This window comes from uncultured Mailhella sp. (genome assembly GCF_905187505.1).
Taxonomy (GTDB): Bacteria; Desulfobacterota; Desulfovibrionia; order Desulfovibrionales; family Desulfovibrionaceae; genus Mailhella.
The window spans coordinates 22699-43972 of sequence record NZ_CAJJIC010000006.1; the positions used below are offsets into that span (position 1 = coordinate 22699).

Consider the following 21274-nt stretch of genomic DNA (forward strand, 5'->3'; position numbering starts at 1 on the left):
ATCATGAAGCCAGTCATCCTTCTGAACGGTTCTTCCCTGACGATCGGTCAGATCGTTCTCGTGGCACGCGAGGGCGCATCTGTGGCCATCGCCCCGGAAGCGGAAGCGCGCATCCGCCGCACCCGCGACATGGTGCTTGCCATGGCGCAGGACAGAACCATGCCGCGCATCTACGGCTTCAACACGGGCGTGGGCATGAACAAGGACTGGGACATCAGCAGGGAAGGCCTTGCCGCCTTCAACTCCATGCTCATCCGCTCGCACAGCGCCGCCGTCGGCCCCGAGCTCGATGAGCCTGAGGTTCGGGCGACGCTGCTTGTCCGCCTCAACTGCCTTCTCGCCGACGGAACGGGCGTTTCCTGGGAACTTGTGGAGCGCTACCGGGATTTCCTCAATCTGCGGCTGCATCCCGTCATTCCGGGGCGCGGTTCCATAGGCGAGGCGGATCTTGTTTCCCTGGCGCACGTGGGCCTCGCCGTCATGGGCGAGGGAGACGTGATGCTGCGCGGAGAGCGCATGGAAGCCCGCCGGGCGCTCTCCGAGGCAGGTCTTGAACCGCTTGCCCTCGGATGCAAGGAAGGCCTGGCCATCGTGAGCAGCAACGCCATGTCCGCAGGGCTCGCGGCGCTTGCTTTCGACGAGTGCGAGCGCCTCATGGACGCCGCTGACCTTCTGTATGCGCTGGCTCTTGAAGGCTACGGCGGCAACGTGTCGCCGCTGGATGCGGCCTGCTTCAGCCGTCGTCCCGTGCCGGGCCCCACGGAAACCGCCGCCCGGGTGCGTCGATATCTGGAAAACAGCTTTCTCTGGAAGGGCGGCGTGGCCGCCACCATGCAGGATCCGCTCTGCTTCCGCTCCGCCTGCCATGTGCACGGCGCCGTGCGCGACGCCCTTTCCTATTTGAAGCCCCAGCTTCTTCTGCACGTCAATGCCACGGACGACAATCCCTGCGTGATCGCTGACGAACGGCGCTTTGCGCACAATTCCAACTTCGAGGTGACTTCCTGGGTGCTGGGCTTTGAAATGCTGGGGCTTGCGCTCAGCCATCTGGCGCGCAACATCTGCTATCAGGTGATAAAGCTGGATTCTCCCGGCTTCAGCCGTCTTCCCCGCTTCCTGAGTCCCGACGGCACGAGCGTCATGGCCTACACCACCAATCAGAAGACGTTTTCCGCGCTGGAGGCGGAAATACGTCATTTGTCCAACCCTGTCAGCGCGGACTACATGGCGCTTTCCGGCGAGGTCGAGGATCATGCGTCCAACGCGCCGCTCGTCGTGCGCAAGACCGCAAAAATCATCGACAACCTTCGTTACATGCTGGGCATGGAGGCCTATCACGCGGCGCAGGCCGTGGATCTGCGCCGTTCCGCTCCCCTCGGCACGGCCACGGCAAAGGCCTATGAGGCCATTCGCGCCGTCATTCCCTTCCTTGATCAGGACCGCGTCATCAGCGCGGACATCAGAACCGGTTATGACCTGATGGCTTCGGGACGCCTCGCGGAAATTGCCCGCGCTCACGCCCCTGTCGTCTGAGACCATGAAATTTCAACACAGGAGAGAGCCTTATGCAGGATGTAGTCGTTAACTGGACCGGTCTCGACTGGCTGGCCATATTCATGTACCTCAGCATCATGATTCTGGTGGGCTGGTATGTTTCCCGAAAGGTGAAGAACTCCGAAGACTATCTCATGGCGGGCAGAGCCCTGTCCTATCCCATGGTCGTGGCCACGGTCGCCGCCACATGGTACGGCTCCGGTGCGGTGTTCGGCACCGCGGAACTGGCCTTCAACGCCGGCATAGCCGCCTTCGTGGTCTGGTGCGTGCCCGCGCATCTCGGCCGCATTCCTCTGGCACTGTGGGTGGCTCCGCGCGTGCGCGGCGTGAAGGAAAACACCATTCCCGCCCTTCTCGGCAGGCTGTACGCCAGACCCGTGGCCATTCTCGGCGCCATACTCATCGTGTGCTATTCCAGCCGTCTCATGGACATCGTTTCCGTAGGCATCATGGGCAATACCGTCACGGGCCTGCCCAACTGGATCATCGGCGCGGTCATCGTGGGCGTGGTCATATGTTATTCCATGTTCGGCGGTCTGTGGTCCGTGGTCATGACGGACGTTCTGCAGTTCTTCCTCATGACCAGCCTTACGCTTCTTCTGCTGCCCGGCGTGTGGAGCAGCGTCGGCGGATTCGAGGGACTGCGCGCAGCGCTTCCTGCCGGTCACTTCTCGCCTACGGGCGGACTGCCCGTAAGTCAGCTTCTCGTCTTCTTCCTCCTGGGCTTCCAGGTCTATGCCGACCCCGCAGCCTATCAGCGTTTCGGCGCCTCCAACAGTGCGAAGACCGCCAAGCGCGCCTATTTGACCTGCCTGCTCATCTGGATGGCCTTCGACACCGTCATGACCATGCTCGGCCTCGGCGCAAGAGCCATGTATCCCGAGCTGCAGGGCAGCAAGGCCTTCCTCACCATGGCCATCAACGCCATGCCGCCGTTTTTGACGGGCCTGTGGATATGCTCCATCCTCGCGGTCATCATGTCCACCATGAGTTCCTTTTCCTCGTCGGCGCCACCACGCTCACCTGCGACCTCATCAAGCCCATGTTCCGCCCCTGCATGACGGACAAGGAACAGATACGGCTCACGCGCATTTTCATGGTCTGCATAGGTCTGAGCGGCTGCCTTCTGGCCTTCCAGTTCTCCGCCGTGCTCGACGCCGTCATCTTCCTCGGCGGTCTCTATCTCTCGTCGGCCTTCGTGCCGGTGCTCGGCGGACTGTTCTGGAGATGGCGCTTTACCGTGGCGGGAGGCTTCCTCAGCATGCTCGGAGGCATGGGCACCACCCTGGTCTGGCAGGCCATGGGCAATCCCTTCGGACTCAAGCCCGTTCTCGTGGCCCTGCCGGTGTCCTTCCTGCTGTTCCTTCTCGGGAACATGATAGGCAAGCCCATCGACCGCAATGCCGAACCCGTCAATGAATGCTGAAAAAGGAGTGTGTCATGGAACAGAGCGCTGCTGCCGACATCAAGTTCGTTGTGGCCATCATTGTGGAAGCCGTGGTCCTCGTGTGGGGACTCGTGAGCGGCGTGAGTATGCTCGGCTACATTCTGCCGGGGCTGGTGGCCGTGGTCTGCCTGTCCATCACGGTGCTTGCCATTCGTGACTTTTTTCGCCAGCATGGCTGATGGACATCTGCCGCTCTTCCTCTCGGATGGAGCGCCGCTGTGGAGCTTTCTATGGACATGATGGCTACCCCCGTCACCCTTGCCCGGGAGGAGGCGTTCCGTCGGGCCGCCGGAAAGGGCGGGCTCCTGGGCAGGATATTCGTCCGGAAGCCGCTCACGGAACTGCGGCTGGAGTACGTGCGCTTCTACATGGTCACGCTGCGTTATGCCGTGGAGGCCCGGCGTTTTCCCTTCCGCAGGCATGAAACCGGCGGCGTCATGAGCGTGGCGGTGAACGCTCTTTACGGCCGCTGCGCCATGAAGGACACGGACCTCGTGCTGGCGTCCGTTCAGGGAGAGCACTTTCAGAACGGCCGCTTTGAGATGGAGAGCGGCGAGGCGGGGGAAGCCGCCATGAACTTTGCCCGGCGCATCGTCATGCGCATGTGCCGCAATCTGCCGACCTTCGGCGAGATGGGCGTGGAGACGTTTTTCCGTCCGTACTGGATGGCCTATTACGGCAGCCCCGAAGGGAAGGAGGCGAAATACCTTCCCTTCGAGGCCGACGGACTGACGTTCAAGCGCTGAAAAAAGGGGCCCCTTCCGTACTGGTCGCGGAAGGGGCCCCGTCTGTTTAATTTGAAGCGTTCTACAGGCGGCTGCGGAAGTCCTCGTAGCCGAACGTGCGGGTGACGCGGCGCTGGTCGGTTTCCGAATCCCATATGGCGATGGAAGGCAGGCGCAGGCCGTTGAAGGTGGTGGTCTTCACCATGCTGTAGATGGCCATGTCGAGGAAGACCAGCCTGTCGCCGCTCTTTAGAGGAGTGTCGAAGGAGTATTCTCCGATGACGTCGCCCGCAAGGCAGGACTTGCCCGCCAGACGGAAGGTGAAGTTCTTTTCTCCGGGTTCTCCTGCGCCGATGACGTTCGGCCGGTAGGGCATCTCCAGCACGTCCGGCATGTGGCAGGCGGCGGAGGTGTCCAGAATGGCGATGGGCATGTCGGCCTGTACGACGTCGAGCACCGTGGCGATGAGCACGCCTGCGTTGAGGGCCACGGCTTCGCCGGGCTCAAGATAGACCTGCACATGGTAGGTGTCGCGCACCTGCTCGATGCAGCGGCACAGAAGATCGATGTCGTAGTCGGCGCGGGTGATGTGATGGCCGCCGCCGAAGTTGATCCACTTCATTCTGGAAAAGTAGGCGCCGAAGTGCTTTTCCACCGCTTCCAGCGTGCGTGCGAGGCTGTCGGCGTTCTGCTCGCAGAGCGTGTGGAAGTGCAGGCCGCTTATGCCGTCGAGGGCGTGGGGATCGCGTTCAAGCTCGGCATGGAAGGCTGCGGGCCGTATGCCGAGCCGGGAACCGGGGGAGCAGGGGTCGTAGATGGGCACCGCGCCCTCGGAGTGCTCGGGATTGAGCCGGAGGCCGCATTCTATGGTCATGCCGCGCTCGTTTTCGGCCTTCTGCACCAGCGGACGGAACTTCTTCCACTGCGCGAAGGAGTTGAACACGATGTGATCGGCGTAGCGCAGCGTTTCGGCAAGTTCCTCTTCGCTCCAGGCCGCGGCAAAGGCGTGCACTTCTCCGCAGAAATCCTCTCTGGCGAGTCTCGCCTCGTCGGGCGAGCTTGCGCAGCAGCCGTAGAGCGGGCCGCGCATGGCGCGCGAGAGCACGGGGAAGGTCATCCACTGGGAAAAGCACTTGAGCGCGAGCATGATTTTCGCACCCGTGCGCTTCTGCACGTCGTCGAGAACGGCGGCGTTCTTTTTCAGCAGGGCGAGGTCGGTGACAAAGCAGGGGGAAGGCCACGATTCGGGGCGGAGTCTGGCAAGATAGTCGTTCATGGCGCTCGGCGGGTTGAAGGTTGAGCCTGGCGCCTTGCAGAAGGCGCCGGATGAGGGCGTGTTTCGGCGGATCGGCCGCCTATGCGGGGAAAAGGACACGGAACCCGGCCGGCCGGGGAGGAGGGGCGTTCGCGGTCGTGGCCTGCGGACGGCTCCGGGAGACGGTTCGGTCTGCGGGCGGCATGAAGGCTTCAGTAGCGCTCGGGCATGTAGTGGGGCGGCAGCGTGTTCACCGGGCCGTCCTGCGAGGCGTCGAGCAGCGTGGTCACGTTTTCCTCCACGTCGGCAAGGCGCTTTTCTAGAGCATCGATCTGCTTCTGCTGGCCTATGAGCGCCTCGTTGAGCTGCGAGAGCAGCTTTTCCTGAAAGTAGGCCAGCTCTTCCAGTCTGGCTATCTGTTCTTCGGCAGTCATGTCGCCTCCGGAAGATAGGAAGAGCGGACGGGCTCATCCCGCCCGCTCCCCGGGATTCGGATACGTTTTTTGCTGCGGAAAGGGTTCCGCTTTGCTCCTACAGGTCGGGCTCGGTGACCTTCCAGGGCAGACCGTACGTGCCGAGCACTTCCAGGAAGGGATCGGGGTCCATCTGTTCCATGTTCCACACGCCGGGCTTGTTCCACTTTCCGGTCACCATCATCATGGCGCCCACCATGGCGGGCACGCCGGTGGTGTAGGAAATGGCCTGCGAGCCGAGCTCGCGGTAGCATTCCTGATGATCGCAGATGTTGTAGATGTAGGCGGTGCGCTTCTTTCCGTCCTTCACGCCGTGCATCAGGCAGCCGATGCAGGTCTTGCCCACGGTGCGGGGACCGAGGGAGGCGGGGTCGGGCAGAAGCTTGGCCAGGAACTGGAGAGGCACGATGTCGTGGCCCTGAAACTTCACGGGCTCGATGCCGATGAGTCCCACGTTCTTGAACACCTGAAGGTGGTTCAGGTAGGAGTCGCCGAAGGTCATCCAGAAGCGGGCGCGACGTATGCCCTTGAGGTTCTGCACCAGCGATTCCAGTTCCTCATGGTACATGAGGTAGCAGTTGCGCTTGCCGATGCCTTCGGGAAAGTCGAAGTTCATCTTCCACGACAGCGGATCGGTTTCCACCCATTCGCCGCGTTCCCAGTAGCGGCCATTGGCCGACACTTCGCGCAGATTGATTTCGGGGTTGAAGTTGGTGGCGAAGGGCAGACCGTGGTCGCCGGCGTTGGCGTCGATGATGTCGAGCACGTGGATCTCATCGAAGAGATGCTTCTGCGCGTAGGCGCAGAACACGTTGGTCACGCCGGGATCGAAGCCGGAGCCGAGCAGCGCGCACAGGCCCGCGTCCTTGAACTTCTGCTGATAGGCCCACTGCCATTTGTATTCAAAGTGGGCGTCGTTCGGCGGTTCGTAGTTGGCGGTGTCGAGATAGTTCACGCCGGCCTCGAGGCAGGCGTCCATGATGTGCAGGTCCTGATAGGGCAGAGCGATGTTCATGACCAGATCGGGCTGCACGCGGCGGATGAGAGCCGTGAGCTCGGGCACGTTGTCGGCGTCCACCTGAGCGGTTTCAATGTCGCGACCGCAGCGTTCCTTCACGCTTGCGGCGATGGCGTCGCATTTGGATTTCGTGCGGCTGGCCAGCACTATGTCGGTAAAAACGTCAGCGGCCTGCGCGCACTTGTGCGTGGCGACGGAGCTTACGCCGCCTGCGCCGATGATAAGTACCTTTGCCATGTTCTTGCTCCTTGCAGATGAAGGGTTCGGAGGCGGAAGGAAACCGCGCTCTGAAGGCCTTATGAATAAAGGGGAGAACGAGGTTCTCGGCAGGGGAAAGGGATGCGGAGGGAACAGGTTCCCTCCGGCCTTTCCTAGCGTTCAAAGTAGGTGTAGCCGCGCAGGCCGTCTTCAAAGGCCTGCATGAGCTGATAGCGCTGGGCGGGCGTGATGCGGTTTTCGCGCACGGCCCGTTCCGCGGACTTGCGTATGCCCACGAGCACGCGGTGCGGATCGTATTCCACGTAGGCGAGGATGTCGGACACGGAGTCGCCGTCGATTTCGCGGACGAAGTCGTAGCTGCCGTCTTCCTGAATGCGCACGGACACCACGTTGGTGTCGCCGAGCAGGTTGTGCAGATCGCCCAGCGTTTCCTGATAGGCGCCCACGAGGAAGGTGCCGAGATAGTATTCTTCGCCCTCCTTGAGGGGATGCAGCTCAAGCGTGGTCTTGAGGCCCTGCGGATCGATGAAGTGGGAAATGCGGCCGTCGCTGTCGCAGGTGAGGTCGGAAAGGATGCCCTGCCTTTCGGGAAATTCGTTGAGGCGGTGTATGGGCATGACCGGGAAGAGCTGATCGATGGCCCAGCTGTCGGGCAGCGACTGGAACACGCTGAAGTTGCAGTAGTAGATGTCCGCCAGCATGGAGTCGATTTCGTTGAGCTCCTTGGGAATGTACTTCACGCGGTTCTTCTCTTCGGAGAGCACGCGCATGATCGCCCAGAAGAAGCGTTCGGCAAGCGTTCTCTGACGAAGGGTGACGCGTCCGGTAATGAAGAGCTGGCGCATTTCATCATAGTAATAGATGGCGTCGTTGTAGGTTTCCTGCAGATTGCGGGGGTTGATGTTCTGCAGGGTGTCCTTCAGGTTGCGCACGGGCTCGGGGGCGTCCTCGGGCAGTTCTTCCGGCAGACTGCCCACTTCGATGAGACTCACGTCGAGCACGTTGAAGAGCAGAATGGAATAATAGGCCACCGTGGCGCGGCCGGATTCCGTGATGATGTGCGGATGCGCGATGCCCTGCTCGTCGAGAATGGTCATGACGGCTTCCACCACGTCGGTGCAGTATTCCATCATGGTGTAGTTGCGCGAGCTCACGTAGTTGGTGTGCGATCCGTCGTAGTCCACGGCGAGACCGCCGCCGAGGTCGAGATAGCCCATGGCCGCACCTTCCTGCACGAGGCTCGCGTAAATGCGCGTGGCTTCCATGACCGCGGCGCGGATGTCGCGGATGTTGGGCACCTGCGAGCCGAGGTGATAGTGCATGAGCTTGAAGGTGTCGAGCATGTCGTGTTCTTTAAGAATGTCCACGACGTCCACGATCTGCGCGGAGGTGAGGCCGAAGGCGGAACGTTCGCCGCCCGATTCCGACCAGTGGCCGCTGGCCTTGGTGCTGAGCTTCACGCGCACGCCGATCTGCGGGCGGATGTTCAGGCGCTTGGCCTCTTCGAGAATGACCTCGAGCTCGCCCGGCATTTCCAGAACGAAGATGACGTTGAAGCCCATGCTGAGGGCGTGCAGGCCGAGATCGATGAATTCCTCGTCCTTGTAGCCGTTGCAGATGAGGCAGGCCTCGCGGCTCTTGAGCTGGCTTATGGCCGCGATGAGCTCGGCCTTGGATCCGACTTCGAGACCGTGATGGTAGGCGGCGCCGTACTGGGCGATCTTTTCCACGACCTGCTGCTGCTGATTCACCTTGATGGGAAACACGCCGCGGTATTCGCCCTTGTAGCCGAGTTCGCTGATGGCGGCGCGGAAGGTCTGATGCAGAAGAGATATCTGGGAATCCAGAATGTTCTCGATGCGGAGCAGCACGGGCAGGTCGTACCCGCGCGCCTTGAGTTCGCGGATGATTTCCAGAACGCTGACTTCCGGGCCTCCGTCGCGACCGAAGGGACGAATGACCACCTCGCCGTTCGGAGAGATGTCAAAATATCCTGAACTCCAGTTGCGGATGCCGTACAGGTCGACGGAATCTTCCACAGTCCACTTCTGCATAGATTTCTTTCTGGCCAACGATCCTGACTCCTTATGGGAATGGAAAAAAGAAGGGCCGGGGAGGCCCGAGGTTGCCCTTTTTTTTGCTCAAGGGCATGATGAGGACGGGTACTTCTTCCTTAGAGAGACCCCCCCCCTTTGTCAAGGACAATCCTCGGAAAGGGGCCCTCTGTAACGAGATTTTCATATTCTGCGGCTTTTCGGGAGACGGAGCCTTGAGTTCATCGCAGCGCTGGATCATGCACATGGACATGGATGCCTTTTTTGCGTCCATAGAACAGCTCGACAACCCGTCGCTGCGCGGCCGTCCCGTGGTGGTGGGCGGAGACCATCGCGGCGTGGTGAGCACCTGCTCCTACGAGGCGCGTCGTTTCGGCGTGCGTTCGGCCATGCCCATTGCCGAAGCGAAACGTCGCTGTCCGCAGGCCGTGTACGTGCGGCCGAGAATGCGCCGCTATGTGGAAATGTCCGCGCTGGTGCGCGAGACCATTGCGTCCTTTTCGCCGAAGGTGGAAATGGCTTCCGTGGACGAGGCCTATCTCGACGCCACGGGACTTGAGCGGCTGTTCGGGCCGGTGGATGCCATGGGACGCGCTCTCAAGGCCGCGGTAAGGGAAGCCACGGGCGGCCTGACCTGCTCCGTGGGCATAGCGCCGGTGAAGTTTCTGGCCAAGATAGCGTCGGAGAAGCGCAAGCCCGACGGACTGTTCATGCTTGAAAGAGAACGTGTTCCGGAATTTCTGGCGACGCTTCCCGTGACCGCCGTGCCCGGCGTGGGAAGGCGCTTTTCCGAGGAGCTGGCAAGACTCGGCGTGAAGACATGCGGCGACGTGTCGCGCTATGCGGAGGAGTTCTGGCGCACCCGCTACGGCAAGGCCGGAATCGTGCTCTGCGAAAGGGCACGCGGCGAAGATCCCCGGGAGGTGATGCCGTGGTCGCCGCCCAAGTCGGAAAGCGCGGAAGTGACCCTCGATGAAGACACGCGGGACCGGGAGTTCCTGAAAACCTGGATTCTGCGTCATGCCGAGAGAGTGGGGGCTTCTCTGCGCGGACAGGGGCTGGCCGGACGCACGGTGACGCTCAAGATAAAGTACGCCGACTTTCATCAGATAACGCGCCAGGTCACGCTGGAGCACAGAATATGCAGCACCGAGAGCATCTACGAGACGGCCTGCGGCATTCTCGACTCTCTGGAACTTGCGGACAGGGTCCGTCTCATCGGCGTGGGCGTTTCCGGCTTTGAGGCCGGAGGGCCCGTGCAGCTTTCCCTGCTGCCCGAAAAGGAACCGGAAAAGGACGAAGGCAGACGCGACAGACTGAACAGGGCCGTGGACGCTCTTCGTTCCCGTTATGGAGGGAACGCCGTCATGCGCGGCCGCCTGTTCGAGCCGCGCGACGAGGCCGACCGGAAAAGCGCCGACGAGCAGGCCGAACGCGCCGAGGCGCGCCGCATGCGCGACAGACACTGAATTCCTGCCGGAGTCCGGCTTGTTCACTGAACTTTTTCCGCAGAACGGAAAACGGACAAAAAACGGTCCGTCATGGGAGGCCATGACGGACCGAAGGGCGGGACGTTCATGATCTTTTGCGGCGAACGGCGATGGGCATGACCGTCTGCGCGTTCCGTGAAGGAAGCGCCGGAGCAAAAGAACGCGGGCAATGGAGACTTGTCCCGCCGTCAAGGGGAGTTTGTGTCGGCTCGGGCGAAGAACCGGGGCCTATTTGACGTCGGGGTTTTCTCGGTAGGCAATGGGCTGCGGCCAGGGATTCTTCTTGGCGCGTTCGTAGCCGGACTTGAAGGGTTCCATTTCCCACAGGCGCACGATGGAAGGATCGATGGGCACGCCGTGCGAGAGATCCTTGCCCTGGAAGGCGGGATAGTCCTTGGCGTAGCGGTACACGCGGTGAATCATGTTCTTCATGTGGCCTTCCTTGATGATGTGGGACGTGGTGCTGTAGAGCACGTCGGTGTCGTCAAGGTAGTTGACGGTGCGGCCGTCCTGCAGCCAGGGGCACACGAATTCCCACACCACGCGGGGCTGCGGGCCGGGCGTGACTTCGAAGATCTGACCGGAACCCGTGGAGCAGATGAGCGTGTTGCCGTTGGGCAGACGCTGAACGGAGCTCTGATAGGGAGAGGTGAAGTTCTGCGGATTGTGGGATTCGTAGGACCACACGATCTTGCCGGTTTCAATGTCCACTTCCAGAGCGCGGGAGCGGTTGCCCTTGGGACGGAACCAGCCGTTGTCGTGGATGAGAATGTGCTTGCCTTCGTTGATGAAGGTGCCGCAGTGCGGGCCGAAAAGCTGCTGATCGCCGTCGTCCAGCCAGCCGGGCTTGCGGCCGCGCAGATGAGTGGAGGGATTGCCCCAGCGGTAGATGAGCTTGCCGGTCTTGCGGTCCACGATGACGAACTCGCCGAAGTTGCGGCAGGTCATGCACACGCGGTCATGAATGGGGTCGTAGTCCACGGCGTTGAAGTGCACCCAGTCCACGGTGGAGAAATAGTGGGCCGCCGGAGGCAGAATGTAGTTCAGGTTGAACTCGTCGGGCGCGTCGCCAACATGGTCCCACAGGTGCCATTCCCAGACCACGTTGTTGTCCTTGTCGATTTCCATCAGATAATCGAGGAACAGTCCCTTGTGCTGCTTGCCTTCAAACCATTCGCCTTCTTCGGGCAGCGTGCCGGGAATGCGGCCGCGGGCGTAGGCCTCCTCGTTGCTCTTCTTTTCCAGGCAGATGACGATGGTGTTGCCGTTGGGCATGGGGCAGAAGGCGTGCGAGAGCACCTGCTGGGTCTCATGGTCGTTCTTGATGTAGCGCTGGAGCAGGTTGCCGTCCCAGTCGTACCGTTCGAAGCCGCCCGTGGTTCCGGCAAAGAGCACGGCCTGATCGGGCACGCGGATGCCGCGGACGAGATCGCCGTTGGGCATGAGGTGGGCGAACAGACCGGGGAAGTAGTTGGTCTTCCAGGTGTGGACTATTTCGCCTTCCATGTTGATGAGGTGAGTCTCGTTTCTGAAATAGGGGCTGAACAGATTGTAACCGTCGCAGCACAGTTCCTTGTCGTAACGATGAACGCCGGTGGGAATGCCGTGTATGGCCATGACTTGCTCCTTGAATGGTTGAGGACCTTCACGCGGAAGATCCGGGCGTGCTATGCCCGACAATGAAGCAAAATGCGTGCCAAAGTTGAAAATGCCATGAAAACAACAGGTTGATGAATAATGCCCTTTGCGGCGCAGAAAGCGTTAATGGGTAAATGTGACAATAAATAGCAATTAATATGCCATTTATTGTCACATTTTTTTGTGTCTTCGTTTTCTTGATAAAAATGGAGTTTTCTTTTTGCGGCGCAAATTCGTCTGTTATGAGTGATGACAAAAAAAAGAGTGCAGTCTCTTTTTTTTATAACTCAACTTACCAAAACATAGTATGTTCCATTATCGGGAATATTTATTAACCAATTGATATTTCAAATTTAATGGGAATGGCATGAAAAATGCTTATTTGCACATGGCAGCTTCATCATGAAGAAATATTTTGTTGGCATGGCCTTTGCAGAGCATGCGGGCTGTGTGAAACGGCAAAGGAGATAAGGAATGAACGGACAAGGATTGCAGGGAAAGAAAGCGCTTGTGACCGGAGCCGGCCGGGGACTGGGACGGGCCATAGCCCTTGCTCTCGCCTCGCGCGGCGCCGACGTCGCCTGCTGGGACGTCAACGAGGAAGGACTGAAGGAAACGGCGCGTCTCATTGGTGAACAGGGACGAAAGGCCGTGTGCCGCGTCATGGACATCACGCGGACGGCAGAGCTTCCGGCGGCCATTGATGAAGACGCTGCGGCGCTCGGCGGGCTCGACATTCTGGTGAACAACGCGGGCGTCAATCGTCCCGTGCCCGCCCTTGAAGTGACGGAAGAGTGCTGGGACAGCATTTTGAGCGTCAATCTCAAGGCTCCGTTCTTCATCGCGCAGGCGGCCGTGAAGCATATGACGGGCGGCGGACGCATCATCAACATCACCTCCAGTCTTTCCACCAACGTCCTGGACAAGCGCGTGCCCTATCAGACGAGCAAGGGCGGCATCAACGTGCTCACCCGGGCTCTGGCTCTGGAGTGGGCTCCTCTCGGCATCACGGTCAACGCCGTGGGGCCGGCCATCGTGGCCACCGAAATGACGAAGGCCATGGGCTCTGCGTCTTCCGTGCATCCCAAAATGCTGCTCGGTCGTCTCGTGCAGCCTGAGGAGATAGGTGCGGCCGTGGCCTTCCTCGCCTCCGACGAGGCGGCCATGATCACGGGACAGGCCCTTTTTGTGGACGAGGGCTGGAGCATTCACTGATCCGGCGCGACTTCTGCGCCGGAGGAGGCATATGCCTTTGCGGCGCGGCGGTCTTGCCATGATGCCTTCCCGCCCCGCGGGATGCTGACGAGAAATTTCCCATCGGAGAAACCTACATGTCTGAGAAAGCCGAAATCATCAACGCCATCCCCTTTTCCTCCCAGCGCGCCATAAAGCTCCTGGCCGCCGTGGCGGCCTACATCGCCATTGCCTACGGCTTCGGTCCCGTGGACGGACTTTCCCACCAGGGACAGTGTTCCATCGCCCTCATGGTGGCGGCCGTCATCATCTGGGTGACCGACGCCCTGCCTCTTGCCGTGGCCGCCATTCTCATGACCATGCTTCAGCCGCTCTCCGGCGCGGCCCCCTTCAACAAGGCTCTCGCCAACTTCGCCAACCCCATCGTCTTCTTCTGCTTCGGCATGTTCTGCGTCACGTTCGCCTTCACCCGTTCCGGCTTCTCCGAACGTGTGGCGCTGTGGATTTCCCGCCTGGCGGGAGGCAGTCCTTCGCGGCTGCTTCTGTGCTTCATTGCCGGCGGCACCATCCTTTCCGCCTTCATGGCCGACGTCCCCGTGGTGGTCATGCTGGCGCCCATCGCCCTCAAGGTCGTGGAGCAGAACAAGTGCCAGGCAAACGGCAGCAACTTTGCCCGTGCCATCATGATCGGTCTTCCCATAGGCGTGCTCATGGGCGGCATAGCCACTCCTACCGGCGCATCCATGAACATCCTCACCATGCAGTTCCTGCGTGACATGGCGGGCGTGGACATGAGCTTCCTTGAGTGGGCCGCCATAGGCGTGCCGGTCGCCATCGTGCTCATTCCCGTGGTGTGGTTCATCCTTCTCAAGCTGTTCCCTCTGGAACTCGATTATCTGGAAGGCACGGAATGCTTTGAGGACGCATGGAAGGATCTCGGTCCCATGAGCAGGGATGAAAAGAAGTTCGTCATCTTCATGCTGGTGAACATCATCCTGTGGTGCACCGACAGCATCCACCACATTCCCCTGCCCATTCTCGCCGTCATCGCAGGCGCGGTGCTGTTCGTTCCCGGCGTGGATCTCATCGACTGGAATTATGCCGGTCCCCGCATGGGATGGAGCATCCTCATGCTCATAGGCGGCGCCTGCTCGCTCAGCATGTCCCTGTGGGAAAGCGGCGCCGCCGCCTGGATGGGCAATACCTTCCTCGGCGGTCTGCTTGACCTGCCCACCTGGCTCATCATGCTCATCATCGGCTTCTTCGCCATGTGGATTCATCTGCTCGTCACCAACTCCACGGCCATCATCGCCGTATTCATGCCCATGATCATCGCTCTGGCCCAGAGCAAGGGCCTCAATCCCGTGGTGCTCGCGCTGCCTCTGGGCTTCCTTGCCTCCGCCTCCCTGGTGCTGGTCATCGATGCCGTGCAGCTCGTGACCTATCAGTACGGCTACTATTCCATGAAGGACTGGCTCAAGGCCGGCGTGACCATTTCCTTCATCTGGATTCCCCTGTGCGTCGCCAGCGTGCTCTTCATCGGCGGCGGCGTGCTCGGTCTGTATTAGTCTGAATACGTCGGTCTGAAAGCCTGATACCACAAGGCCCGCGCTGTGAAAGCAGCGCGGGCCTTGTGCGTTGAGGGAAAAAACGGTGCGGCTTGCGGGAGAAGGCGCTCTGGAAGCGAGAGCCCGTGTCGGGCTTCTGGGGCATGCCCCGGCACGGCCTGCGTCGCCTCCCCGCAAGGCGGCATGCGATTGCGGGGAGAGCTCACGGCGCTGCGGACAGAAGCGTGCGGCCGCGTCTATGTCCGGGACGGATAAGAGCCGGTAGGCGTTCGTGTGCTTTACTGTGGAATTATTTTGAAAGGGCCGCCTCTTTCAGCAGATCGTATTTGAAGGCCTTGACCTTGTAGTGTTCCCGGGCCGTTCCTCCCAGGCAGCAGGACAGTATTCTGCATTTGTCGTGCCTGAGACGGGAATAGGGAAATTCCCGTCCGAGATCATCGGTGATGCAGCCGAGGGGGTAGTCCGTTGCATGGATGATGTGTTTGAGCACCGGAATGACCGCAGGGGAGTTGCCCAGAATGAGCTTGCGCTTGACGAGGGGATTTCTGTCCTCGACGAGCTGAATGTCCGCGCAGACGTTGAAGGCGTCTCCCTCCGGGGCAAGACGGCGGTATTTTTCAAAGTCCATGTAGGTCGAGCCGCTGAGGCCTTTTTCTTCCAGATGGCCGGAGAACGCCATTTCGTGAAGGCCGACCTCCTCCCAGTAGCTTTCAGCGCAGCGGAGATTGTTCCACCAATCCTGAAAGACCGGGGAGGTCATAGCCTCTTTTCTGAACACATAAAAGTAGGACTGGATGTGCTCCCTGACGGGGAAGCGCTGCTGTGCCGTGCCCAGAAACCTGCCGGGAAGGGCAGGCTGGCGATTGATCCCCCAGAAGTCGCAGGATCTGCGGCTCATGGTGTTGAACATTTCCCAAAAGGGGTACACCGGACCATAGCAGGAGCAGTTGCAGAGAATAAGCTCATCGTACTCATGGAGCTTGTCCCATCCCTTATGGAGAAGGGCATGCTGCCACGCTCCGAAATCAAGCCCTTCATTTTTTCTGACGAGAATGTCGATGCCCTGCTTTTTCAGCCTGGTACGACCTTCCGGGGACAAACAGCCGTTTACGATGACCGTAATATCCTGAGCGACGCTTTTGAGACCTTCCAGATAGTACGATACATAATCGCGGACGATGCCGTCCTTTTCCCAGAAAACATAGAGAGCGAGACGCTTCATGGATTATCCCAGTTTTTTCAGATACCAGTCCACGGTCTTCACAATGCCGGAGTCGAAGTTTTCATCGGGCTTCCAGCCGAGTTCGGTCACGATCTTGGTGGGATCGATGGCATAGCGCTTGTCATGCCCCGGGCGGTCGGAGACGAAGGTCATGAGCTCCTCATATTTCGCGCCGTTTCTGCGCGGACGGCGTTCATCCAGAATTGAGCACACCTTGTGCAGGATCTGAAGGTTGTCCCGCTCGTTGTGGCCGCCGATGTTGTAGGTTTCACCGCTGCGTCCCTTGTGAAAAATGAGGTCGATGGCCTTGCAGTGGTCGAGCACGTAGAGCCAGTCGCGGATGTTGGAGCCGTTGCCGTATACCGGAATGGGCTGCTCCGAAAGACACTTGCTGATGATGACGGGGATGAACTTTTCGTGATGCTGCTTGGGCCCGTAGTTGTTCGAGCAGTTGGAGGTGGTCACGTTCATGCCGTAGGTGTGATGGTAGGCGCGCACGATGAAGTCCGATCCCGCCTTGCTGGCGGAATAGGGACTGTTGGGAGCATAGGGCGTTGTTTCGGCAAAGTATCCGGTGGCGCCCAGCGTGCCGTACACCTCGTCGGTGGAAATGTGATGGAATCTGGCTTCCTCGTATCCCGGCTTCACCTTGCCCGGGGCGTCCATCCAGTGGCGGCGTGCCGTTTCCATGAGGGTGAAGGTTCCCATGTAGTTGGTTTCCATGAAGGCGCGGGGGCCCTTGATGGAATTGTCCACATGGCTTTCTGCGGCAAAGTGTATGACGCCGCGGATGTCGTGTTCCGCAAAGAGCCGTTCCACGAAGCCCTCGTCACAAATGTCGCCCTGCACAAAGGTATAGTTGGGCATGTCCTCGCATTCCTTCACGTTGTCGAGATTGCCCGCATAGGTGAGCTTGTCGAGGTTGATGACGTGATACTCCGGGTACTTCGTGCAGAAGTACGGAACAAAGTTGGAGCCTATGAATCCGGCGCCGCCGGTGACGAGTATGGATTTCATGATGAGTATCCTGACATGATGAGAAGAGCAAGAAAATCGGAAGCTCTCCCTTTGCAGAGAACTTCCATAGTTGTCTTTCTCAGTTTGAAATAGTTTTCAACATTCGTCGGAGTCCATCCTTCCAGTAAGGAATGGAGAGTCCGAAGTCCTTTTTGACTTTTGCCTTGTTGAGTACGCTGAAGGCTGGACGTGCGGCCCGTGTGGGGTAGTCGGCGCTTTCGATGGGGCGAACGGCGCAGGAACGACGCGACTCTTCCATGATGGCAACGGCAAAGTCATACCAGCTGGCTACGCCCTCGTTGCTGTAATGATAGATTTCCTTCATGCCAGGCCTTATCTGCGGCAGCATGGACACGACGGCTGCCGCCAGATCGGCTGCATAGGTGGGAGTTCCGACCTGATCGAACACCACGCCGAGGCTCTCACGCTCCGAGCCGAGGCGGAGCATTGTCTTGACGAAGTTCTTGCCGAAGTCGGAATAGAGCCAGGACGTGCGGATGATCACCGCCGTTTCCGCTTCGTTGATCACGGCTTCTTCGCCCGCCAGTTTGGTCTTGCCGTAGACGGAAACGGGATTTGTCGCGTCATTTTCCCTGTAGGGAAGGCAGGAGCTTCCGTCGAAGACATAGTCCGTGGAAACGTGAATGATGCGGTGGCCGTAACGGGCAAGGATGGCAGGGCCGAGACGGTTTGTTCTGTCCGCGGCCTCGACGTCGTCTTCCGCCTTGTCGACGGCGGTATAGGCTGCACAGTTGATGACGAAGTCAAACGACTGCGCAGCAAAAAGCGCCTTCACTGCCGTTTCGTCGGCAATGTCGAGCTCCTTGCGTCCGACGTACACTGCCCGGTTTCCCAGAACACGTCGAAGCTCCCGGCCGAGCTGACCTGTCGCACCCGTGACTAGAAGCATGATTCAAACTCCGTAAAGAAGGGATGCAGTTTGTCCTTTTCCGAGGTAAGCGCTCGGGTCATGTCGATGCGCCAGTCGATGGCGAGAGTGGGGTCATCGAAGCGGATGCCGCCTTCGGACTCCTTGCAATAGAAATTGTCGCATTTGTAGGAAAAAACAGCCGTTTCACTGAGAACGGAGAATCCGTGGGCGAAACCGCGGGGAATCAGCATCATACGGTTGTTGTCTCCCGAAAGTTCTACCGAGAGGTATTTTCCGTATGTTGGGGATGCCCGGCGAAGATCCACGGCCACGTCAAGCACGGTGCCTTCAATGACCCGCACAAGCTTGGCCTGGGCATGTTCTCCTTTTTGAAAATGCAGCCCTCTTACTGTTCCATAGCTGGACTTCGACTGGTTGTCCTGTACAAAATTATAGTAAAGTCCTGCATTTTCAAAAGAAGTTTTGTTGTAGCTTTCGAAAAAATAGCCTCTGCTGTCGATAAAAACGTGTGGTTCGAGAACATAAAGCCCGTCAATACCTGTCTGTATAACTTTCATGTCTCACCTCATAAGCGGAAATTATGTCCAAAGATACTCAGTTTTCTTTTGGCAATGTTGATGTAAAATATATGATTGACGGCCTTGAGGACCTTGCGTCGCAGTCTGTGCCAGCGATTGCGTATGCTGTCGGGGTGTCTTCGTCGAAGAATGGAAAGAAAACCATGGTCTCGACAGTATGGTTCTTCAAGACCGTATATCTGTCGGTATATCTTGTTTCGTAACTCTTCCGTTGCATATGTTTTGATGGTATTAGCGTTATGCCAGCGGTAACGAAACAGAATTTTTGGAAGATATGCCATGCCGCCAAGCTTTGCGAGCTGGAGATTCATGTACCAGTCTTCCACCAGTACGGAGGTGTTGTAGCCTCCCGCAGTTCGCAGTGCCGAAGTGCGCATCAAATATCCGTTGGGAATGTAGTTATCTTCCAGAAGCGATGCATAGCTGCCGAAACCTCCCGGACGTCGGAACGGTTCGTTCAATTTGAAAAAATCTCCGAACGTCTTGAACGGCGCATGATCAAGAGGAACGCTTCTCTGGTCGGCATCCCAGCCGATGCGGCAGGACTTGTCGTCTATAAGGATGGAATCCCCAACGGCCAGAACCAGATCGGGACGGGCTTCCAGTACTTCCACCAGTTCCTTTATCGCCTCGGGCTCTGCGACATCGTCCGAAGCGATGAGATAGACGTATTTTCCCTGTGCCATGGCGATGCCCGTGTTGCACGATGCAGCGGCATTTCCTTTTTCCTTGGAGAACATGACCGTACGTACAAAACGGGCTTCGCACTGGGGACGCAGCTTTTCCGCCTCTTGCAGCGTGCCGTCCGGTGATGCATCATCAATAACCAGAAGCTCAATGGGACTGTAGCTCTGGGCTATGATGGATTCCATGCACTCCCTGATATAACGTTCATGCCGCCATGACGGGATAATGACAGAAACCAGAGGATTCGCCATCACACTGTCGTCCTTTTATTCTTGCCAATTGTTTACGGTATCGACAACGAACTCTATTTCTTCCCTGGTCATGACCGGAGACATGGGAAGTGAGATGATTTCCCGATGAATTTTTTCCGTGATGGGGAAGGAGAGCTCGCTCCATTCCGCATAGGCAATCTGCTTGTGCGGCGGCGTAGGATAGTGAATGATGGTATGTATGCCGTTCTCGGAAAGATATTTTTGGAATTCATCTCGCTTCTTCGTGCGCACGGTGAATACATGCCATACGGCGGCCTGCTCGTCATACGTCTGAGGAAGGCTTATGAGGGGATTGGTGATGTGCGTGCGGTAGAAGGTGGCGATTTCCCGGCGCCGGGCGTTGTCGGCATCGAGTCTGCTCAGCTTTACGTCCAGGACGGCGGCCTGAATTTCATCGAGGCGGGAGTTTGTTCCTTTGTAAATATGGTGATACTTGCGGTCGGAACCGTAATTGGCCAGAGCCTTTATTTTTTCATACAGCTCCTTGCTGTTGGTGGTGATGCCGCCTCCGTCGCCCATGCAGCCGAGATTTTTGCCCGGATAGAAGGAGAATGCTCCGGCGTCGCTCAGATTTCCTACTTTTTGTCCCTGATAGACGGCTCCGTGTGCCTGAGCGCAGTCTTCAAATACTTTAAGATGGTATTTTTCTGCCAGAGCCCAGATTTTCTCCATGCGCACGGCCTGTCCATAAAGATGAACCACCATGATGGCCCGCGTGCGCGGGGTGATGGCTTCTTCTATCCTGTCGGGATCGATGTTGCAGGTTTCCAGGGTGGGTTCAACCAGTACGGGGGTACAGCCGTTTTCCGATATGGCCAGAATGGTGGCAATATAGGTGTTGGCAGGTACGATGATTTCATCCCCCGGACCGAATCCGTGGGCTTTGACGATAAGATTGAGTGCATCCAGTCCGTTGGCTACGCCAAGAGCGTATTTTGTACCGCAATATTCGGCAAAATGCCGGCAGAACAGTTCATTCTGTTCGCCCTGAAGATACCAGCCCTTGTCGAGAATGTTCTTGATGCGTGCGTCGATTTCAGCACGGAACCGGTTGTTCACCTTGGCAAGATCGAGAAAAGAAACGTCCATACGGGCTCCTGATTCCTATTACAGTACAGAAAAAAGCATTGGCAATGATTTATCGCCAGTACTTGTTGATTTTTTTCAAGAAATAGCTTCGCCTTTCGGGAGAAAAGCACAGATTGAAACCCGGAAGCTGCGCAGATATGAGAATAGTAAGGTAAAATACCAGCTTACATCTTTTTTTCAGGTCTGCCACCTTGGAGAGAGTCTGTCGGGAGGGCATGATGCAGATATCGGGAATCGCTTCAATGCGTGGAGGCTCTGCTGGTTGTTCTGTCTGAAGAGACCGTTTGAAAAAATTTTCCAGAGAAGGTACGAGTTTTTCAAAACGGAATTTTTTATCAATAATTTCATTGCATTGAGCAACAATGTCTCTCCGTAAGCTCTCATCGTTGAGAAGTTTCTGACAGAGCGATCTGGCTTCATACCGGTTGGTAAAAAATGGAATGGGTATTTCTGGAAAGCATCGTTCAAAGTCTGGTCTGTATTCTGAAACAAGACATGCATCACTGGCCATGATATCACATACTCTCCATGAAAAGCCAGTAGTAGCCTGAATATGATTTATATTAATGGCCAGACGAGAGGCGTTGTATACATCCTGGTTATGCTGTAATGAATATATTTTTTTACTATTGTAAGACAATGGAATATTTGGATCTGCACAGTTATCAAAATACCAGTTTTTAGGTCCGAATATAACCAGGCCAAGATCTGCCACTTCGGAAAGAGTAAGAAGGCGTTTGGAACCTGAAAGAGCATTCAGTAGTTCAATGCGATTTGAAGTATATATCTTATTAATAAATTCTTTTGAGCAGCATAAATTTATAAGTTCTGTCTGAGAAATATATGGATTTCTTTGTATAATTTGCAATAGCTTTTTAAAAA

The 21274-nt window shown here is 57.9% G+C and carries 20 protein-coding genes; 8 read left to right on the forward strand and 12 right to left on the reverse strand.

Annotated elements, in window-relative coordinates; genetic code table 11:
• Positions 1-3: 3 nt before the first annotated feature.
• Genes hutH through QZZ60_RS01580 form a run of 5 tightly spaced genes read left to right on the forward strand, consistent with a single transcriptional unit; the run spans position 4 to position 3747 of the window.
• The gene (hutH, locus tag QZZ60_RS01560) at positions 4-1533 is read left to right on the forward strand and encodes a histidine ammonia-lyase (RefSeq protein ID WP_295636866.1); all 1530 of its coding nucleotides are present in this window, start codon (positions 4-6) and stop codon (positions 1531-1533) included.
• 32 nt (positions 1534-1565) lie between these two features.
• Complete coding sequence (locus tag QZZ60_RS01565; protein WP_295636869.1) at positions 1566-2615, forward strand: sodium:solute symporter; 1050 nt, start codon at positions 1566-1568, stop codon at positions 2613-2615.
• A complete protein-coding gene (locus QZZ60_RS01570) occupies positions 2510-2980 on the forward strand; it encodes a hypothetical protein (RefSeq protein WP_295636872.1) in 471 nt (156 codons plus the stop codon). Before QZZ60_RS01565 ends, QZZ60_RS01570 begins: the two co-directional genes overlap by 106 nt.
• Positions 2981-2994: 14 nt before the next feature.
• A complete protein-coding gene (locus tag QZZ60_RS01575) occupies positions 2995-3180 on the forward strand; it encodes a hypothetical protein (RefSeq protein WP_295636875.1) in 186 nt (61 codons plus the stop codon).
• A gap of 51 nt (positions 3181-3231) precedes the next feature.
• Positions 3232-3747, forward strand: coding sequence for a hypothetical protein (locus QZZ60_RS01580; protein ID WP_295636878.1), 516 nt, complete (start codon positions 3232-3234; stop codon positions 3745-3747).
• Between the two features lie 61 nt (positions 3748-3808).
• On the opposite strand, the gene nspC is transcribed toward QZZ60_RS01580, so the two are convergent.
• The 4 genes from nspC to speA all read right to left on the reverse strand — a co-directional run bounded on the left by nspC (position 3809) and on the right by speA (position 8763).
• Positions 3809-5002, reverse strand: coding sequence for a carboxynorspermidine decarboxylase (gene nspC / locus QZZ60_RS01585; protein WP_295636882.1), 1194 nt, complete (start codon positions 5000-5002; stop codon positions 3809-3811).
• A 191-nt stretch (positions 5003-5193) separates the two neighbouring features.
• Positions 5194-5415: a SlyX family protein gene (locus QZZ60_RS01590; protein ID WP_295636885.1), complete on the reverse strand. Its 222-nt coding sequence runs from the start codon at positions 5413-5415 to the stop codon at positions 5194-5196.
• Positions 5416-5512: 97 nt separating this feature from the next.
• Positions 5513-6709 (reverse strand): saccharopine dehydrogenase family protein, encoded by a 1197-nt coding sequence (locus QZZ60_RS01595; protein WP_295636887.1) that lies wholly within the window; start codon positions 6707-6709, stop codon positions 5513-5515.
• Between the two features lie 134 nt (positions 6710-6843).
• Complete coding sequence (speA, locus tag QZZ60_RS01600) at positions 6844-8763, reverse strand: biosynthetic arginine decarboxylase (protein WP_295636890.1); 1920 nt, start codon at positions 8761-8763, stop codon at positions 6844-6846.
• Positions 8764-8960: 197 nt separating this feature from the next.
• Here speA and dinB point away from each other — a divergent pair, with 197 nt between their 5' ends.
• The gene (gene dinB, locus QZZ60_RS01605) at positions 8961-10214 is read left to right on the forward strand and encodes a DNA polymerase IV (protein ID WP_295636893.1); all 1254 of its coding nucleotides are present in this window, start codon (positions 8961-8963) and stop codon (positions 10212-10214) included.
• A 249-nt stretch (positions 10215-10463) separates the two neighbouring features.
• On the opposite strand, the gene QZZ60_RS01610 is transcribed toward dinB, so the two are convergent.
• On the reverse strand, positions 10464-11852 hold the full coding sequence (locus tag QZZ60_RS01610; RefSeq protein WP_295636895.1) for an aryl-sulfate sulfotransferase: 1389 nt from the start codon (positions 11850-11852) through the stop codon (positions 10464-10466).
• A 495-nt stretch (positions 11853-12347) separates the two neighbouring features.
• Between QZZ60_RS01610 and QZZ60_RS01615 the strand changes: the two genes are divergently transcribed.
• A complete protein-coding gene (locus QZZ60_RS01615; RefSeq protein ID WP_295636898.1) occupies positions 12348-13088 on the forward strand; it encodes an SDR family NAD(P)-dependent oxidoreductase in 741 nt (246 codons plus the stop codon).
• Positions 13089-13204: 116 nt separating this feature from the next.
• On the forward strand, positions 13205-14635 hold the full coding sequence (locus tag QZZ60_RS01620) for a DASS family sodium-coupled anion symporter (protein WP_295636901.1): 1431 nt from the start codon (positions 13205-13207) through the stop codon (positions 14633-14635).
• A 289-nt stretch (positions 14636-14924) separates the two neighbouring features.
• Here QZZ60_RS01620 and QZZ60_RS01625 read toward each other — a convergent pair whose 3' ends face one another.
• The 7 genes from QZZ60_RS01625 to QZZ60_RS01655 form a co-directional block, all read right to left on the reverse strand.
• Positions 14925-15857: a rhamnan synthesis F family protein gene (locus tag QZZ60_RS01625; protein WP_295636904.1), complete on the reverse strand. Its 933-nt coding sequence runs from the start codon at positions 15855-15857 to the stop codon at positions 14925-14927.
• Between the two features lie 3 nt (positions 15858-15860).
• Positions 15861-16874 carry a dTDP-glucose 4,6-dehydratase gene (rfbB, locus tag QZZ60_RS01630; protein ID WP_295636907.1) on the reverse strand — a complete coding sequence of 338 codons (1014 nt, stop codon included), beginning with the start codon at positions 16872-16874 and terminating at the stop codon, positions 15861-15863.
• Between the two features lie 79 nt (positions 16875-16953).
• The gene (rfbD, locus tag QZZ60_RS01635; protein WP_295636910.1) at positions 16954-17784 is read right to left on the reverse strand and encodes a dTDP-4-dehydrorhamnose reductase; all 831 of its coding nucleotides are present in this window, start codon (positions 17782-17784) and stop codon (positions 16954-16956) included.
• A complete protein-coding gene (gene rfbC, locus QZZ60_RS01640) occupies positions 17775-18323 on the reverse strand; it encodes a dTDP-4-dehydrorhamnose 3,5-epimerase (protein WP_295636913.1) in 549 nt (182 codons plus the stop codon). The genes rfbD and rfbC overlap by 10 nt, the downstream gene beginning before the upstream one ends.
• A gap of 8 nt (positions 18324-18331) precedes the next feature.
• The gene (locus tag QZZ60_RS01645) at positions 18332-19282 is read right to left on the reverse strand and encodes a glycosyltransferase (RefSeq protein WP_295636916.1); all 951 of its coding nucleotides are present in this window, start codon (positions 19280-19282) and stop codon (positions 18332-18334) included.
• 15 nt (positions 19283-19297) lie between these two features.
• Positions 19298-20392 carry a DegT/DnrJ/EryC1/StrS aminotransferase family protein gene (locus tag QZZ60_RS01650; protein ID WP_295636919.1) on the reverse strand — a complete coding sequence of 365 codons (1095 nt, stop codon included), beginning with the start codon at positions 20390-20392 and terminating at the stop codon, positions 19298-19300.
• 49 nt (positions 20393-20441) lie between these two features.
• Positions 20442-21274, reverse strand: an 833-nt coding sequence (locus QZZ60_RS01655) for a glycosyltransferase (RefSeq protein WP_295636922.1), incomplete at its 5' end; no start/stop codon positions are given.

Bases quoted from the DNA above. Each gene is read 5' to 3' on its own strand.
- QZZ60_RS01570 (WP_295636872.1), top strand. From the start codon at position 2,510: ATGCTCCATCCTCGCGGTCATCATGTCCACCATGAGTTCCTTTTCCTC.
- nspC (WP_295636882.1), bottom strand. From the start codon at position 5,002: ATGAACGACTATCTTGCCAGACTCCGCCCCGAATCGTGGCCTTCCCCC.
- QZZ60_RS01625 (WP_295636904.1), bottom strand. From the start codon at position 15,857: ATGAAGCGTCTCGCTCTCTATGTTTTCTGGGAAAAGGACGGCATCGTC.
- QZZ60_RS01595 (WP_295636887.1), bottom strand. From the start codon at position 6,709: ATGGCAAAGGTACTTATCATCGGCGCAGGCGGCGTAAGCTCCGTCGCC.
- hutH (WP_295636866.1), top strand. From the start codon at position 4: ATGAAGCCAGTCATCCTTCTGAACGGTTCTTCCCTGACGATCGGTCAG.
- QZZ60_RS01580 (WP_295636878.1), top strand. From the start codon at position 3,232: ATGGACATGATGGCTACCCCCGTCACCCTTGCCCGGGAGGAGGCGTTC.
- rfbB (WP_295636907.1), bottom strand. From the start codon at position 16,874: ATGAAATCCATACTCGTCACCGGCGGCGCCGGATTCATAGGCTCCAAC.
- QZZ60_RS01565 (WP_295636869.1), top strand. From the start codon at position 1,566: ATGCAGGATGTAGTCGTTAACTGGACCGGTCTCGACTGGCTGGCCATA.
- QZZ60_RS01575 (WP_295636875.1), top strand. From the start codon at position 2,995: ATGGAACAGAGCGCTGCTGCCGACATCAAGTTCGTTGTGGCCATCATT.
- rfbC (WP_295636913.1), bottom strand. From the start codon at position 18,323: ATGAAAGTTATACAGACAGGTATTGACGGGCTTTATGTTCTCGAACCA.
- QZZ60_RS01650 (WP_295636919.1), bottom strand. From the start codon at position 20,392: ATGGACGTTTCTTTTCTCGATCTTGCCAAGGTGAACAACCGGTTCCGT.
- rfbD (WP_295636910.1), bottom strand. From the start codon at position 17,784: ATGCTTCTAGTCACGGGTGCGACAGGTCAGCTCGGCCGGGAGCTTCGA.
- QZZ60_RS01590 (WP_295636885.1), bottom strand. From the start codon at position 5,415: ATGACTGCCGAAGAACAGATAGCCAGACTGGAAGAGCTGGCCTACTTT.
- QZZ60_RS01620 (WP_295636901.1), top strand. From the start codon at position 13,205: ATGTCTGAGAAAGCCGAAATCATCAACGCCATCCCCTTTTCCTCCCAG.
- QZZ60_RS01645 (WP_295636916.1), bottom strand. From the start codon at position 19,282: ATGGCGAATCCTCTGGTTTCTGTCATTATCCCGTCATGGCGGCATGAA.
- QZZ60_RS01615 (WP_295636898.1), top strand. From the start codon at position 12,348: ATGAACGGACAAGGATTGCAGGGAAAGAAAGCGCTTGTGACCGGAGCC.
- QZZ60_RS01610 (WP_295636895.1), bottom strand. From the start codon at position 11,852: ATGGCCATACACGGCATTCCCACCGGCGTTCATCGTTACGACAAGGAA.